We start from the raw sequence: 15470 nt of genomic DNA on the forward strand, positions 1-15470 counted from the left end.
GCAGAGCCAACTGCACTGTCCCCGCGTTTCGTCTCCACGATGCTCCAGTTTGCCTGTCGACCGGCGTTCGCACGCGAGCGGCCGACTCCTCGGAGGATTCCCAAGGATTCTTTGCAGCAAGTATTCTGAAACAGGTGAACGCGACAGCCGGACAGAACGTTCCACCGCCGGAGACGGCCGACACCGATCGTCCGATCCTGCCCGAGGGGCTCTTCGCCGAGCTGCGCGCGGATCCGTTGCACGCGCCAGAACATCTCGCTCTCGAGGCGGTGCGCCGCACCGGCCCGGTGGCCCGCGCCTGGGTCGCACAGTGGCGCTCGCCACGTGCCACTCCGCGCTGGCAGGCCCGGCAGATCCAGAAGCGGTTCACCTGGCACGCGCGCTATTCCGGCGCCGCCGGCGGCGTGTTGGGGCTGCCTGGCGCGGTCGCCGATGTGGCCGTGCTGTCGTGGACACAGGCCCGGATGATCGTGCATCTGGCGGCCGCGTACGGATTCGACCCCTGCGACCGCGAGCGTGCGGCCGAGATCCTGTTGCTGACCGGCGTGTACGACGCCCTGCACCTCGCCGAGACCGCGGTGAAGGTCGCCGCACGCCGCGCGCCGGCTGCCGAGCTGCTGAAGCACGGCGGTGGCGGGTCGGTGTCGGAGGTGGCGGCGCGGCTGGCCGTGATGGTCGGCATGAAGCTGGGCAAGCGCGCGTTGTTACGCGCCGTGCCACTCCTGTCGGTGCCGCTGGCGGCGATGGGAAATGCCGGCTCGACGAAGAAGCTGGCGCGCAAGGCGATCGGGATGTACGAGCACAAGGCGGCCGGACGCGCGGCGATCACGCACCAATGAGCGCGTCGAAAGCGGCTCGCAGCCGCGCGCCGTGGTCCGGATTGGCGGCCGCCACCCAGGAGATCCGGCCGAGCAGGTGGTTGGCGAAATCCGGATGACCGTGCCGGTTGGCCGCATCGAGGCCGTTTGTCGAGGCATCGTGCAAAATCGCGCGCAGCCGATCGCGCTCGGCCCGGGTCGCGTTGGGTCGGTCGTTGACGACCAGGCCGCCGACCAGCTGCCGGACGCCGGCCCGCGCGATGACGGTTTTCCTTGAGTTGACGTGAAATCCCTCGTCCGTGCAGATCTTTTCCACCGTACGGACAAGTTTCTCGGCCGGCATCCGCCGGTCGCCGGAAAACGTCAGGTCGTCGGCATATCTGCTGTAGGTGGCGTCCAGCCGGTAGGCGCAGAGGTTGGCCAGCGCAGGGGAGGTCGGTGCGCCTTGTGGCAGATGAGCGGTGGCGAGTTTGGCGCACAGCCAGCGATGCGCGGCGGCCAGACCCGGATCGCTCGGCGGCGCGGCCGCGTCGCGTACGGCCGCCGGTGTCGTCGTGGTGAGAAGGCCGGCGAGTTGGTGAGCGACCGGCTCGGCATAGCCGATCGTCCGCAGCACTCCGTAGACCCGGCCGGCGGTGACGGTCGCGAAATACTGGCGGAGATCCAGGCGTACGACCACGTCACGGCCAGCATGCAGTCTCGCGTGGGTCAGCGCGGACCGGCCGGCGACGAAGCCGTGCGCCGCGGGATGTGCCGGCACGGCGGCCAGAATGCCGGCGCCCACTCGGCGCTGCAGCTCCTGGAGTGTCCACTTTGGACATCCGAGCAGCCGCCTGTTTCGGCACCCAGGTGCACCGATAGTGGCGCAGCCGCTCGGAAATGTTGGTGTGGCGGAGCCGCCGCTGCGGATCGGCATACCAGCCGAGCGAGTCGACGTCGAGGCCGAGCCAGCCGGCGAGATCGGGGATGGTGTCCAGAACGGGCACCGGCCAGCGCAGCTCGCCGTGGCGGACCGGCGTCGGCGTACGGTGGCGCGGCCGGCCGACGCGCTCCGGTGACGGCAGCCGGCCGCTGGCCGCGATGAAGTCGGTGAGCTCGCGCGGCCGGTCGGCCGGATAGGCGCGCCAGCAGTGATCGGCGAGCCGGCGGGTCCACATCGAGCGGCCGATCGTCCAGCCGGCGCGCTCGACCATCGCGTCCGGCTGCCAGTCGCGAGATATGCCTCGGCGGCGAGCTCGCGGCGTGCCTGGTCCATCGCCTCCCCCGTGGGTTTCGTTCACCGTACGCGCGTCCTGGTCGCCGCGCCGAAACTGTCGGTGGTGGCTGGAACAATAAAAATCGGGGATCCCCCAGGGACCGTGGCCGGATTTTGGCGCCCCCGAAAACAAGCCTTCCATCGCGCGCCGACAGTTTCGGCGATGCCGAGGTGGCGGGCAGCATGTCAGGCAGGGTGGACCCGACCGGTCCGGCCGTGCGTGCGCCGGTCTGCGCGCCGGCAGGGACGCGCATGCGACGAGATGTCCAAGCACCTCCTCACCCCTGGGGGTTCCCAGGACACCGTCCACGAAGGACGGTTGGGGCTCGGGCCCACGCTGCGGCGCTCAGGTTAGCCGAGCAGCGAGCGGACCTCGTCGTCGCCGACCTCGGCGAAATCGCGGTAATACTGGCCGACCGACCCGAAACTGGCCGGCCGCCACGGACAGATCACCTGGTCACAGGCCATCGCGGCCAGTCCGGGCCGCGACCCCACCGGTACGGCCAGCCAGACCTGGGCGGCTTCCTGGACAGCGGCGACCGCCGCACGCGCCGAGACGCCACGAGCCAGACCATCGTCGACCAGCACGACCGTATGACCGGCGAGTCGCGGCGGCGGTCGGCGGCGATAGGCGGCCACTCGCCGTTCCAGCTCGGCACGTTCGCGGGCGATCACTCCGTCGAGCGTCGAGGAGTCGATCCGGAACCGGCGCAACATGTCCTCGTCGAGCACCGACGCCCCGTTCTCGGCGATGGCACCGATCCCCAGCTCCGGCTGCTGCGGCAGGCCGATCTTACGTACGACCAGCACGTCCAGCCCGGCACCGAGCGCCTTGGCGACCGGCACAGCCACCGGTACGCCGCCGCGTGGCAGCGCCAGCACCAGCGGATCCGCCGGCGCCAGCTCGGCGACCGCGGCGGCCAGCACCTCGCCGGCCGCCGCGCGGTCCCGGTAAGGCCGCATCCGTCACTCCCGTGCGAGCATCGCTTCCTCGAGGTCCAGCTCGTGGGTTACCCGCCGGAGCACCTCGTCATCGATCTGCCGACTGTCCCGCATCCGTACGAAGACCGCACGCTCGGCGGTCAGCATCTCGCGGCGCAGCCGCCGGTACGCGGCCGACGGCGTCTCCTTGGCGCCGGGACCGGGACCGCTGCCGAGCCGTTCCCAGGCGCCGAGCTGCCGGCTGTCGGCCCAGGCCCGCAGCCGCTCGGCGACGCCGTCCGGCGGCTCGACGTCCTCCTCGGCGAGTACGGTCTCCAGCCGCTCGACCGCGGCGCGGATCGCCGCCTGCTGCGCGTTGGCCTCGGCCAGGTTGTCGGCGAAGGCGTCGTTGGCCGAGATGCCGAGCTTGCGGATCACCGTCGGCAGCGTCAGGCCCTGGACGACCAGCGTGCCGAGCACGACGCAGAAGACCAGATAGAGGATCAGGCCACGGCCAGGCACGGTCTCCGGGATCGCGAAGGCCGCGGCGAGCGAGACCACGCCGCGCATCCCGGCCCAGGAGATGATCGCCGGCTGGCGCCAGTTGGGATACGGGTCGCGCTCGCGGATCTTCCGCACCAGCAGCCGGGGCAGATACGTCGCCGGATAGACCCAGACGATGCGTACGACGATCACCAGCACGATCACGCCGATGCCGCTGAGCACCAGGCCGACCGGCGACAACCCCGGACTCTTCAGCACGCTGGGCAGCTGCAGGCCGATCAGCGCGAAGACGATCGACTCCAGGAAGAACTTCACCATCTTCCACACGCCACCGGCGATCAGCCGGCTGGAATAGCCGGTCTGCGCCTTGCGATGTCCGAGGTAGAGACCGACGACGACGACCGCGAGCACACCGGAGGCGGCGAACTCGCCGACGTGGATCGACTCGGCGATGGCATAGACGCCGAACGGGATGAGCAGCGCGAGCACGTTGTCCAGCACCGGGTCGGCGACCCGGAGGCGCACCCACTGCAGGATCGGCGCGGCGATCAGGCCGACCGCGACACCGCCGACCGCCGCGAAGATGAAGGCCGCGCCGCCTTCCCACAGCGACACGCCGCCGCCGAGCGCGGCCGCCAAGGCGACGCGGTACGCGGTCAGGCCGGTCGCGTCGTTGAGCAAGCTCTCCCCGCCGAGCACGGTCAGGATCCGCCGCGGCAGGCCGAGCGACCGGCCGATCGCGGTCGCCGCCACCGCGTCGGTCGGTGCGACCAGCGCGCCGAGCATGAAGGCCGCGGGCAGCGACAGGCCACACGCATAGTGCATGACGACTCCGACGACCACGGTGGTCGCCAGCACCAGACCCACCGACAGCAGGCCGAGAGCTCGTGCGCTCTGCCGCAGACCGAGGTACGAGCTCTCCGACGCCTCCGCGTACAACAGCGGCGGCAGCGTCAGGAAGAGGACGACCTCGGGACCGAGCCTGGTCAGCGAATAGTCCGCCATGCCGAACCGGTCGAGGATCAGCCCCACCCCGAGCCCGACCAGCACCAACAGGATCGGCGCCGACAGCTTCAGCTTCTTCGCCACCCCCGCGACCACCACCGCACCGATCACCAGCGCGAACAGCGTGAACGTCCCGTGCATGCCTCTCCCCAAGCTCACCGGCCGGCTAAGCATTCGCCACCATGATGGAGCAGACTCCAGAGGTGGCCACCAAGCCACCAAGGCCGCCGGCTACTACGAAGGCGTACGGCGCGCCGGCTATTCCGGCCGGCCGAAGCGTGTTAGCGACCGCCGCCTCGGCCGCGGACCACTACCTTTACCCACGTACGACCCGATCACGAGGAGAAACCCCCATGCCTAGCTGTACGCACATGAGCGGCGTCGATGTGGACATCGCGCCGCGGACACCGGGCGAGTGCGAGGACTGCGTCGCCGAGGGCGGCCGCTGGGTCCACCTGCGCGTCTGCCTGTCCTGCGGCAAGGTCGGCTGCTGCGACTCGTCGCCGGCGCGGCACGCGTCCGCGCACTTCAACTCGGAACATCACCCGGTGATGCGGTCCGGCGAGCCAGGCGAGGACTGGCGGTGGTGTTTCGTCGATCAGACCCTGGTGTGAGGGAGTCCGACACCGCACACCAGGGTCCAGCTGTGGATCCGAGCCGAGATGTTGTCACGTTCGGATGTGAAGAGTTAACAGGTACGCGCGTACTGTTGTAAAGAGTGTGCAGGCGTTTTCGCCTTTTCGGTCAGGTTCAGGTTCGGTTTCGGTTGGGAGGCCGGCGCGGATGGGTGCCAGTTTGAGAGACGTGGCGCAGCGCGCCGGCGTGTCCGTCAAGACCGTCTCCAACGTCGTCAACGGCTATGAACACGTGACCCCGACGACCAGGGCCAAGGTCGAGGCGGCGCTCAGCGAGCTGAACTACAAGCCCAACCTGTCCGCTCGCAACCTGCGCCGCGGTCGGTCCGGGATCATCGCGCTCGCGCTGCCCGAGCTCGACTCGCCGTACTTCGCCGAGCTGGCCCGCGCCATGATCAAGGCGGCCGAGGACGCCGGCTACACCGTGCTGATCGACCAGACCGACGGCCTGCTGGAACGCGAGCGGCACGTGCTCGCCGGCATCCGTCCACAGCTGGTGGACGGCCTGATCGTGAGCCCGCTCGCGGTCGGCCGCGAGGAGCTGGCGGCACGTACGGACGACACGCCGATGGTGCTGCTCGGCGAGTCGGTCTTCGAGGGGCCGGCCGACCACGTGGCGATCGACAACGTGGCCGCCGCCGGCATCGCCACCGAGCACCTGGTGTCGATCGGCCGGCAGCGGATCGCGGCCATCGGCGTACAACCGCCGGACGGCCAGGGAACGGCGCGGCTGCGGCTGCAGGGCTACCTGGACGCGCTCGGCGCGGCCGGCCTGCCGGTCGAGGAGGACCTGATCAAGCAGGGTGAGACGTTCCACCGCAAGGACGGGGTGAAGGCGGTCCAGGAGCTGCTCGCGCTGCCGGAGCCGCCGGACGCCGTGTTCTGCTTCAACGACCTGCTCGCGCTCGGCGCGATCCGCGGCGCCCACGAGGCCGGCGTACGCGTGCCGGAGGACATCGCGATCGTCGGGATAGACGACATCGAGGACGGCCAGTACAGCACGCCGAGCCTGACCACGATCTCGCCGGACAAGGACCAGATCGCGCGGCTGTCGATGGAGTTCCTGCAGTCGCGGATGGCCGGTGACCGGGACGCCGCGCCGCGTGAGGTGCAGGCCGATTTCCGCCTGATCGAAAGGGAAAGTACCCGCGGACGCCATTAAATGGTTGGCTCGCACCGGTTATGGTGACTTGTTGGCCAACCTGTGCACCGCTTCTGGCGTCTGGGGACATATGACTAATCGGCTGTTGTTCGTGTCGTTGGGGCTGGTCGGCGTTCTCGCGCTCACGGCATGTGGCCAGAAGAGCAACGTCTCCACGCCACCACCGCGTACGACCACCGCCGCTTCGGTGTCCCCGACGCCATCGGTCTCGCCGACACCGTCCGCGTCACCGTCCCGCGTGGTGCCACCGCAGACCAGCCAGTACGGCGGACAGCCGCTGTCCGGTGGCGGCAAGGCGCCGCTGCGTACGGTCGGCGGCAAGCGCGTCGCGCTGACCATCGACGACGGGCCCGACCCGACCTGGACACCGCGCTATCTGCGGCTGCTGGCGAAGCTGCGGATCAAGGCGGTGTTCTGCCTGATCGGCGAGAACGTGCGGCGCTATCCGGGGCTGGTGAAGCAGATCGTGGCCGGCGGGCACACGCTGTGCAACCACACGATGCATCACGACCTGAAGATCGGCCGGCGCAGCTCGTCGACCATGCACACCGACCTGACCGGCACCACCGCGGTGATCATGCGCGCCAGCGGCGGCGTACGGCCGGTGTTCTTCCGCGCGCCTGGCGGCAACTGGACCTCGCGTCTGCTGGCCGAGGCTCGCCGCGACGGCATGACACCGCTGGACTGGAGCGTCGACCCGCGCGACTGGTCACGGCCCGGTGTGGGGCACATCACCTCGGTGATCAAGAACGCCAAACCCGGCTCGATCATCCTCTGCCACGACGGCGGCGGAAACCGCTCGCAGACATACGCCGCGCTGCAGAAAGCCCTGCCGGCGCTGAAGTCGCGGCGGCTCGCCTTCGTCATCCCGACGCCGGAGAAATAGGGCCTGTTTCGAAGTCCCACGTGGATGAGAGTCGAGATCCAAACGTCGTCTGGCGGTGCGGCGGGACCGCCCGGCGCGGCAGCGCCACGTGGGCGGTTTCGCCGTGCCGTCAGACGGCCCGAGACAGATGTGACAGCGGCTCGGCCATCGCCGCGTGGGACTTCGAAACAGGCCCTAGCCGGGACGGTCACTCGGCGGACTGCGAAGGCTCCAGTACGAGCGTCACGCGGCCGTCGGTGATGCTCTTCAGCGTCACCATGGTCTGCGCGATCGTCCGGCTCTGGCCGACCCGCAGCGGCAGCGGCTTGGCGTTGATGGAGACGATGGCGCCGTCCTGGTCGACCGAGTCCAGCCGCACGACGGTCTTGATCTTGTCGATGGTGACCAGCGTGCCGTTGCCGGACAGCTGCGCCGTACACCGCTCGCCTTCGCAGCTCACCTGCGCGCGCGGTGTCGCGTTGCAGCCGGCCACCGCCAACACGGTGGCCAGCGTCGCGGCCACCACCCACCGCCGCATGTCCATTGGCACAACGTAATCCGTCAACGTCACTTTGCCGGAGCCAGGTGCGGCCGGAGATGATGGGAGGCATGCTGACGAGCCGCGAGCTGCGGGATTTGCTGGCCACTCATCGCCTGGTGGCGATCGTCCGCGGCACGGACCCGGACGCCGCGTTGCGGACCGTGGTGACGCTGGTCGAGTCCGGCGTGCCGCTGGTCGAGGTCTCGCTGACCACTCCGGACGCGGCCAAGGTCATCTCCGCGGCGGCCGCCGAGCTCGGCCAGGGGGTGGGCGCTGGTACGGTCCGCAGCGTCGCCGACGCGCAGCTGGCGCACGACTGCGGCGCCACCTTCGTCGTCACACCAGGCCTGTCCGCCGGCGTACACGCCGCGCTCGACGAAGGCCTGCCGGTGCTGGCCGGCGCCTTCACCGCGACCGAAGCGCTGCAGGCCGACGCGGCCGGCGCGACCGCGGTCAAGCTGTTTCCGGCCGCGACCGGCGGTCCGGCGCATCTCAAGGCGCTCCGCGATCCGCTGCCGGACCTCGACTTCGTACCCGTCGGCGGCATCGGTCCCGACGTCGTCGCCGACTACTTCGCCGCCGGCGCGCTGGCCGTCGGTGTCGGCTCACCGCTGGTCGGCGACGCGGCCTCCGGTGGCGACCTCGGCGAGCTGAAGCAGCGCGTCAAGGCCTTCCTCAGCATCATCGGCGGCTGAGACGGTGGTGGACGCAACGAACCGCGCGTCCAGCTGACGCCTGCGCAACGTTCTTGCGCGGATCGACATGGCGAGCCGCTGTCACCGATGCCCGGATGGCCCCGATACTGACAGCGTGACCTCGCTGACCAGCACCCCCGTGTCGTACGCCGAAGCCCACGCGGCCCACAACTACCACCCGCTGCCGGTGGTGATCGCCGAAGCCGAGGGCAGTTGGGTGACCGACGTCGACGGCAAGCGCTACCTCGACATGCTGGCCGGCTATTCGGCGCTGAACTTCGGCCACCGCCACCCCGCGCTGGTCGCCGCCGCCACCGAGCAGCTGAGCCGGCTCACGCTGACCAGCCGCGCCTTCCACCACGACCGGTTCGGCGAGTTCTGCGAGAAGCTCGCGCGGCTCACCGGCAAGGACGCGGTGCTGCCGATGAACACCGGCGCGGAGGCCGTTGAGACCGCGATCAAGGTCGCGCGCAAGTGGGGCTACCAGGTGAAAGGCGTGCCGGACGGGCAGGCCCGGATCGTCGCCTGCGGCGGCAACTTCCACGGCCGTACGGTCAGCATCATCTCGTTTTCCACCGACCCGGACGCGCGCGCCGACTTTGGCCCCTACACGCCCGGCTTCGTGGTCGTCCCGTACGGCGACCTGGACGCCGTGACCCGCGAGATCGCCGATGAGCGTACGGTCGCCGTGCTGGTCGAGCCGATTCAGGGCGAGGCCGGCGTGATCGTGCCGCCGGCGGGTTATCTTGCCGGCATCCGCGAGGCCTGCACCAGGCACAACGTGCTGATGTTGGCCGACGAGGTGCAGTCCGGCCTCGGCCGCACCGGTGCGACCTTCGCCTGTGAGCACGAAGGTGTCGTGCCCGACCTGTACGTCCTCGGCAAGGCGCTCGGCGGCGGCATCCTGCCGGTCTCCGCGGTGGCCGCCGACTGGCCGGTGCTCGGGGTGATCAAGCCCGGCGAGCACGGCAGTACGTTCGGCGGCAACGCGCTGGCCTGCGCGGTCGGCTCCGCGGTCGTCGATCTGTTGGAGACCGGTGAGTTCCAGCGCCGTGCCACCGAGCTCGGCGAGCACCTGCACGCACGGCTGCGTACGCTGCCGGCCGACGCCGTCACCGCCGTACGTGGCCGGGGCCTGTGGGCCGGCGTCGAGTTCGCGACCGCGGTCGGCACCGGACGGCAGGTGTGCGAGCGGCTGGCCGAGCATGGTGTCCTGGCTAAGGACACGCACGGCTCGACCATCCGGCTCGCTCCACCGATCGTGATCACCGCCGACGAGATCGACTTCGCGGTCGAGCAGATCCGAGCGGTGCTTTAAAGCACCTGGATCGGCACGTTGACGGGCGTTTCACCGCTGGCGTCGATGATGACGACGTTCAGCGGTGGCATGCCGGTCGCCGCGCACGGCACGCTCGACGGCAGCGCGCCGGTGGCCATCGTGTGGTCGCCGAGGCCCACGAAGCCGAGGCTCTGGATCGGTCCGCCGTAGGTCACCCCGACCTTCGGACCGTGAAACGGCACAACGGTCGCCACATACACCGTCTTGCCGCCGGCCGCGCAAAACGCGACCTTTCCCTCGGCTGACTTCACGTTTGCCAAAGCATCGCTGGAAAGTACGCGCTGCCGACCGGCGATCGTGGCATTGATGGTGACTTTGTCGCCCGACTTGGTCGCCCATGCCTTGGCTCCGGCGCCGAGGTCCTGCTTCTCGCCGTACTCGAATGGCACGGTGGTCTCGATGACGTTGGAGCAGCCGGCGTGCTCGCCGGTGTAACCCATCGCGTCTGACTGCAGCTCCGGAAGGCTGATCTGCGGCGTCATGCACGCGGATCGCTTCAGCTGCGCGGAAAGCAGCCACAGGTCGCCAATCCGGGTCGCGGTCAGCGCCGCCTTGGTCCGGCCGGAGTAGGCCCAGCCCGGCGCCGGCCGGTCGGTGACCAGGCCGATCGGTACGGTCTGCGCACCTGGCGCCACACAGGTGAGCGGCGACGCGAACCTGTCGGCGATGTCGGTCTGCGAGACGGCGCCGCTCTTGTCCAGCCGGTTCGGCTCGTCCTTCGGACAGCCGGTCACCTGGAAGTGGAAGACGAGTTTTCCACCGTCCTGGGCGATCCAGGCGTACGCGCCGCCCGGCTTGCTGGGATCGCCGATCGGCACTTTCTCGCCGATCTTCACGGCCTTGACCTTCGTCACCGGCGGTGCCGCCGGCCGTACGGTCACGTGGTCGGCCGGGCGCAGGGCCACGCCACCGGCGATCACGAGAGTGACCGCGCCGGCCACCGCGGCCGCCGTGAGGCCGCGCCGGCGGCGCATCCGCTTGCTGGTCGTCAGCGCCCGTTGGCCGAGACCGACCGGCGGTTGGAGATCCTCGACCAGATCGCTCAGAGCGTCGCGCAGTTCGTTGGTCATATCGTCGCTTCCTGATGGAAAAGCTCGCGAAGCTCAGGAGCGAGCTCGCGCAGCCGGGCCAGTGCACGGGAGGTCTGGCTGCCGACAGTGGATTCCGAGCAACCGATGATGTCCGCGACCTGACGCTCGCTCAGGTCCTCGAGAAACCGCAGCACGATGACCGCACGCTGTTTCGGTGCCAGCAGCCGCAACGCCTTCTGCAGGCTCATCCGGATGAGCGTGCGGTCGCTGTGGTCCGGCACGGCATGGTCGTCGGTCAACGGCGTCTCGGCGAAGTGTTTTCGCCGCCAGCCGGTGACGCACTCGTGATACATCACCCGCCGCACGTACGCCTCCGGGCTGGTGTGCACCTTGGCCCAGCGCAGCGCGGTCCTGGCCAACGCCGTCTGGATCAGGTCCTCGGCGGCGTGCCGGTCACCGGTCAGCGCGTACGCGGTGCGGAACATCGCCGTGCCGCGATAGGCGACGAAGTCCAGGAACTCACGTTCCAGTTCTGCCTTCACCATGACCTCCTCACCGCACTAGACGCGAGTCGGAGACCAAATCTTGCAAGCGACTATCGAAGAGCTTCGGCGGCGGCCGGATCGCTGTCCTTCAGAAACTGCGCACAGCGGGTCGCCTCGTCGGCCTCCTCGATGGCGGCGGCGGCGCGGCCGAGCGCGTGCAGTGCGCGGAGGAAGCCGCGGTTGGGCTCGTGTGACCACGGCACCGGTCCGTGGCCCTTCCAGCCGGCGCGGCGCAGCTGGTCCAGGCCGCGGTGATAGCCGGTGCGCGCGTACGCGTAGGAAGCGACCGGGTCGCCGGCCGCGAAGGCTCGGTCGGCCAGCGCGGCCCAGGCGGCGCTGGAAGCCGGATAGCGTGCCGCGACCGACGACAGGTCGCCGTCGCCGAGCTCGGACAGTGCCTGAGCGGCCGGGTCGGCGGGCAGCAGGGTGGGGTCGGGTTCGCCAAGCAGGTTGTGCGTCATGGTCCCCATCCTGCACCGGCGAACTCGGCAATCGTCAGCTGGCCGGCACGGTCAGTGGCCGCAGACCGCCGTCGCCGGTGACGACCCAGTAGGCCTTTTGCCACCTGTCCTGCACCACGCACGTGCCGTCGGTGGCGCGCAGGAGCTGTCCCGGATGTACGCCGCGCGCGGCCGGCCGGAAGGTGCTGCCGTGATCGCGACTGATCGAGAGGGCGGTCGTGTCCTGGTCGCGTACGACGGCGAGCAGGTCGCCATTGGCGAGTACGCAGGTGTCGCCAACCGGCGACTGGAGGTCACTGGCGACCGTCTGCCAGCTGCGGCCGCCGTCCAGGGTCCGAAGCACCGACGTGCCACGCTGGTAGAGATCGGTCAGCGCGTACGCGTATCGTCCGTTGGCGGCAAAGGAAAACGTGTCGTCGTACGCGATTTCCCGTGCCGCCCATGACTTTCCGGCGTCCCGGCTGACATAGACGCGGTTGTCGGTCTTGACCCACAGCGTGCCGGACGGATCGTGGATTGCGTTGGTCGGATCGGTGTCGGGTCGTACGCCGGTCAGCGTGCTGATCAGGTGTTGGACGCCGGTCCGCGGATCGACCGCGGAGGCTTCGCACGACTGCGTGCAGTACGGCTGCAACGGCCAGCCGGCCGGCACGGTACTGATCGGGTCGCCGAGCTTCAACGGAGGCATTCGCGGCCCCAGCGCCGACGGGCTGCCCATCGTCCAGCTCCGACCGTCGTCGGTGGTGACGTACGCGCCGATCTGCACGCTGTGCGCGGCCAGCAACACCGGCTCGTACTCACCGAGGCCGCGGTTGACCTGGTCGGGAAGCTGTTGCGCGACCCAACGTCTGCCGGCATCCGTGGTGCGGGCCAGCGCGTAGTCTTCGGTGCCTGTGTTGACGACGGCGAAATGCGTATCGGCGTCCACCGGCAGGAGCCAGCGCAGCTTCGCGCCGAGCAGTGAGACCGAACCACCTGGCAGGCTCGGCGTCGAGAACACGATGCTGGCGACCAGCGCGGCGCATACGACGATCGCGGCGCCGGCCACCCCGGCCGCGATCAGGCGAGGCCGGCGGCGGCGCCGCGGCGGCGCGTACGAGGCGCTGAACGCCTCCGGATGCCGCGTACGGTGCCACTCGTCCTCGGACAGCAGCGGATCCTGGCGTTCGATCTCCATGCGACGCCCTCCCGTCAGCCAACTATGGGCATGACGCATGCGACGCACAACCCCGAAGCGGTCGCGGCTGGATGCGTTGCGTAGCCGCCTGACGACCCGCTCTATCTTCCGGAAGAGGACCTGAGAATCGACTGGATTCTCAACGAAGCCGTCATTCGCCGAGTCGTCGGCAGCCGCGAGGTGATGGCCGATCAACTGCACCATCTCGCCACCTTCGACACCAATGCCAATCTCAGCATCAGAGTCCTGCCTTACGCCGCTGGCGCACACACGGCGATGATCGGTCCTTTCGACATCCTCGAATTCCCTAAGGACAGCGAGCCGACGACCGTCCACATCGATGGCCTGACCGGCAGCCTCTATCTGGAAAAGGAAAAGGAGATCCACGCATATCGCCGTATTTTCGAGAAACAGCAGCAACGCAGCGCTCAGCCGAAAAGAGTCGCGAGACCTGATCTTGCGAACCGCGAAGGAGTTCAGCAGTGCCTGACGTTTCCAGTTTCCGGTGGCGCAAGAGCAGTCGCTCCGGCAGCCAAGGCGGCGAGTGTGTCGAGGTCGCCGGTGACCGCCGCTGACGCCAAGTGAGCGTCAGCCCACGAACGCCGACAGCGCGCTGACGACCGCGGCCGGCTGTTCCTCGACCAGGAAGTGCCCGGTGTTGTCGATCTTCTCGACCTTGACGTTCACCCCGCGGGTCGGCAGGTCGGCGCTGAAGTAGTCGTAATTCATCGGAGATGCCAGGCCCAGCAGCGGCGCGGCGATCTTGCCGTAGGTCTTCCCGTCGGCGATGTCCTGGTTGAACGCCTTGTACCAGGCGTTGCCGGCCCTGATCGCCTCCGGATGGTCGTACGCGGCGGCGTAGATCGCCCGGTCGCGGTCGTTCACCGCCGCACGGTTTTCCAGCAGGTTGTCGAAAGTCCAGTCCACCAGGTAGCGGAAGCGGCCGGCGAGCAGCTGTTCCGGCAGGCCCTGCACCTGGTTGAAGGCAAACCACCAGAGGTTGAACGGCTGTCCCGGCGGCGTCAGCATCGGGATCCGGAAAAGACCCTCGTCGGGATGGCTGACGTCCATCAACGTGACCGAGCGCGTCGCGTCCGGATGGTTGACGGCGAAACTGAAAGCCACCATGGACCCGATGTCATGACCGGCGACGTGCGCCGACGAATAGCCCAGCTGCCTTATCAGCTCATAGATGTCCTTTGCCATGTTTTTCTTGTCGTAGCCGGCGGCCGGCTTGTCCGATCCGCCCATGCCGCGCAACTCGGCGACGATCACCCGATATCGCTGGGCCAGCGCGGGCATCACCTTGCGGTATTCCCACCAGGTCTGCGGCCAACCGGGCAGCAGCACCAACGGCTGTCCCTGACCGCCGGCGACGTAGTGCAGTCGCGCACCGTTGACTTTCGCATACGCACTGCGAAAACCGGCCGGCAACGAAGCCGCAGACGCCGACGCCGCGGCTGGTCCGCCAACGACGGCGGCGCCGGTCACGGCCGCACCGATGGACAGCAGATTTCTCCGGTTGATCGACATCTGTACGTCACTCCCGCACGTCGATTGAACAGCTGGCGCCGCCTGAAAGTAACAGCCTGGTGAGGCGACATCCGCGATATCTCCTGACGAGATGACGAATGTAATGGACCGGCCGCGCTTGCCTGTCGGACATTTTGCCGCCGTTTCGTCACACTGGATGCAGGTCAGGTCGCGAGGAAGGTGAGAACGTCGCTGAAGAAACGCTTCTGGGTGACGATGGCGTGGCCGGCGTTCTCGTACATGACGAATTTTCCGTGCGGCAACCGCGAAGCCGTCTCGCGAAACATCTCCGGCGTCCAGAAATGGTCGCGCGCACCGCAGATCACCAGTGTCGGCGTCTGAATTGTCGCCAGCCGGTCGCGGATGTCGAATCCGTCTTCGGCGCGGAGCACGGCGGCCGGGTCGCCGGGGTCCTTCACCCGTACGAAAACGCTCGACAACGACAGCGGCACCGTGAGCAACCTCTGCAGGACCGGACTGGCGGTGAAACCGGCGGCCATCGACGGCGCGTGGAATTTCCCGGTCTTTTCCAGCTCTTCGGCCAGCTCCAGCTGAGCTTTCTTCGCAACCGGGCCGAGAGTGTAGGCGGCACTGGCCGCGACGGCCCTGCGTACGACCTCGGGATGGTCGGCGATCAGTTGCAGCACGAGGGATCCGCCGGTGGAGTGGCCGATCACGTCGACCGGCTCACCAAACTCCTCGGTCAACGCCGTCGCGTGGTCGGCGGCGAGGTCGGCGAAGGTGGTGCCGCGCGCCAGACCCGGCGCGCGGTTGGTGAAATAGACCTCGTAACCAGCCTCGGCAAGCGGTCGGATCGTACGGAGTGCGATCCGACGGCCGAAGCCGGTCGGGTTCTCGTGGACCGGCGTGAAGCCGCACAGATAGACCAGCGGCCGGCCGGCGCCGAGCTTCAGATACGGCATGCCGCCTTTGAACGTCCCCTCGACGACTGCTGGCATCGAGGCGTCCACGATCTCATAGCG

At 68.8% G+C, this 15470-nt stretch carries 18 protein-coding genes; 7 read left to right on the forward strand and 11 right to left on the reverse strand.

Translation table 11 applies throughout. From position 1 onward, the window contains the following. Positions 1-134 precede the first annotated feature (134 nt). Positions 135-839: an EcsC family protein gene (locus GNX95_RS37085; RefSeq protein ID WP_163512463.1), complete on the forward strand. Its 705-nt coding sequence runs from the start codon at positions 135-137 to the stop codon at positions 837-839. On the opposite strand, the gene GNX95_RS37090 is transcribed toward GNX95_RS37085, so the two are convergent. The 4 genes from GNX95_RS37090 to GNX95_RS37105 form a co-directional block, all read right to left on the reverse strand. Further along, a complete protein-coding gene (locus tag GNX95_RS37090) occupies positions 826-1602 on the reverse strand; it encodes a reverse transcriptase family protein (protein ID WP_343035078.1) in 777 nt (258 codons plus the stop codon). The genes GNX95_RS37085 and GNX95_RS37090 overlap by 14 nt on opposite strands. Beyond that, positions 1499-2011: a hypothetical protein gene (locus GNX95_RS37095; RefSeq protein ID WP_163512465.1), complete on the reverse strand. Its 513-nt coding sequence runs from the start codon at positions 2009-2011 to the stop codon at positions 1499-1501. The genes GNX95_RS37090 and GNX95_RS37095 overlap by 104 nt, the downstream gene beginning before the upstream one ends. Before the next feature lie 413 nt (positions 2012-2424). Then, a complete protein-coding gene (locus GNX95_RS37100) occupies positions 2425-3036 on the reverse strand; it encodes a phosphoribosyltransferase (protein WP_163512466.1) in 612 nt (203 codons plus the stop codon). A 3-nt stretch (positions 3037-3039) separates the two neighbouring features. After that, positions 3040-4644 (reverse strand): Na+/H+ antiporter, encoded by a 1605-nt coding sequence (locus GNX95_RS37105; protein ID WP_163512467.1) that lies wholly within the window; start codon positions 4642-4644, stop codon positions 3040-3042. Between the two features lie 212 nt (positions 4645-4856). Between GNX95_RS37105 and GNX95_RS37110 the strand changes: the two genes are divergently transcribed. The 3 genes from GNX95_RS37110 (at position 4857) to GNX95_RS37120 (ending at position 7186) form a co-directional block, all read left to right on the forward strand. Further along, positions 4857-5117, forward strand: a complete 261-nt coding sequence (locus GNX95_RS37110) for a UBP-type zinc finger domain-containing protein (RefSeq protein WP_163512468.1) — start codon at positions 4857-4859, stop codon at positions 5115-5117. Positions 5118-5286: 169 nt separating this feature from the next. Further along, positions 5287-6300, forward strand: a complete 1014-nt coding sequence (locus GNX95_RS37115) for a LacI family DNA-binding transcriptional regulator (RefSeq protein WP_163512469.1) — start codon at positions 5287-5289, stop codon at positions 6298-6300. Positions 6301-6370: 70 nt separating this feature from the next. After that, a complete protein-coding gene (locus GNX95_RS37120) occupies positions 6371-7186 on the forward strand; it encodes a polysaccharide deacetylase family protein (RefSeq protein ID WP_163512470.1) in 816 nt (271 codons plus the stop codon). A gap of 187 nt (positions 7187-7373) precedes the next feature. On the opposite strand, the gene GNX95_RS37125 is transcribed toward GNX95_RS37120, so the two are convergent. Next, entirely contained in the window at positions 7374-7709 is a 336-nt protein-coding gene (locus tag GNX95_RS37125; protein WP_163512471.1) for a hypothetical protein, read from the reverse strand. Positions 7710-7774: 65 nt separating this feature from the next. On the opposite strand from GNX95_RS37125, the gene GNX95_RS37130 reads away from it, so the two are divergent. Then, a complete protein-coding gene (locus tag GNX95_RS37130) occupies positions 7775-8401 on the forward strand; it encodes a bifunctional 4-hydroxy-2-oxoglutarate aldolase/2-dehydro-3-deoxy-phosphogluconate aldolase (RefSeq protein ID WP_163512472.1) in 627 nt (208 codons plus the stop codon). 115 nt (positions 8402-8516) lie between these two features. Then, entirely contained in the window at positions 8517-9719 is a 1203-nt protein-coding gene (gene rocD, locus GNX95_RS37135; protein ID WP_281357000.1) for an ornithine--oxo-acid transaminase, read from the forward strand. Here the strand turns inward: rocD and GNX95_RS37140 are convergent. Genes GNX95_RS37140 through GNX95_RS37155 form a run of 4 tightly spaced genes read right to left on the reverse strand, consistent with a single transcriptional unit; the run spans position 9716 to position 12954 of the window. Further along, entirely contained in the window at positions 9716-10810 is a 1095-nt protein-coding gene (locus GNX95_RS37140) for a hypothetical protein (protein WP_163512474.1), read from the reverse strand. The genes rocD and GNX95_RS37140 overlap by 4 nt on opposite strands. Then, entirely contained in the window at positions 10807-11316 is a 510-nt protein-coding gene (locus GNX95_RS37145; RefSeq protein WP_163512475.1) for a SigE family RNA polymerase sigma factor, read from the reverse strand. The genes GNX95_RS37140 and GNX95_RS37145 overlap by 4 nt, the downstream gene beginning before the upstream one ends. 50 nt (positions 11317-11366) lie before the next feature. Beyond that, on the reverse strand, positions 11367-11777 hold the full coding sequence (locus GNX95_RS37150) for a DUF3151 domain-containing protein (RefSeq protein ID WP_343035079.1): 411 nt from the start codon (positions 11775-11777) through the stop codon (positions 11367-11369). Between the two features lie 34 nt (positions 11778-11811). After that, positions 11812-12954 (reverse strand): sialidase family protein, encoded by a 1143-nt coding sequence (locus GNX95_RS37155; protein ID WP_163512477.1) that lies wholly within the window; start codon positions 12952-12954, stop codon positions 11812-11814. A gap of 120 nt (positions 12955-13074) precedes the next feature. On the opposite strand from GNX95_RS37155, the gene GNX95_RS42810 reads away from it, so the two are divergent. Next, positions 13075-13539 carry a DUF5753 domain-containing protein gene (locus GNX95_RS42810; RefSeq protein ID WP_222854346.1) on the forward strand — a complete coding sequence of 155 codons (465 nt, stop codon included), beginning with the start codon at positions 13075-13077 and terminating at the stop codon, positions 13537-13539. 3 nt (positions 13540-13542) lie between these two features. Here the strand turns inward: GNX95_RS42810 and GNX95_RS37165 are convergent, their stop codons facing one another. Together GNX95_RS37165 and GNX95_RS37170 are read right to left on the reverse strand one after the other, a co-directional pair. Then, on the reverse strand, positions 13543-14487 hold the full coding sequence (locus GNX95_RS37165) for an alpha/beta fold hydrolase (RefSeq protein WP_163512479.1): 945 nt from the start codon (positions 14485-14487) through the stop codon (positions 13543-13545). A gap of 164 nt (positions 14488-14651) precedes the next feature. After that, positions 14652-15458: an alpha/beta fold hydrolase gene (locus GNX95_RS37170; RefSeq protein WP_163512480.1), complete on the reverse strand. Its 807-nt coding sequence runs from the start codon at positions 15456-15458 to the stop codon at positions 14652-14654. Between the last annotated feature and the right edge of the window lie 12 nt (positions 15459-15470).

Source organism: Fodinicola acaciae (assembly GCF_010993745.1).
Lineage (GTDB): Bacteria > Actinomycetota > Actinomycetes > Mycobacteriales > HKI-0501 > Fodinicola > Fodinicola acaciae.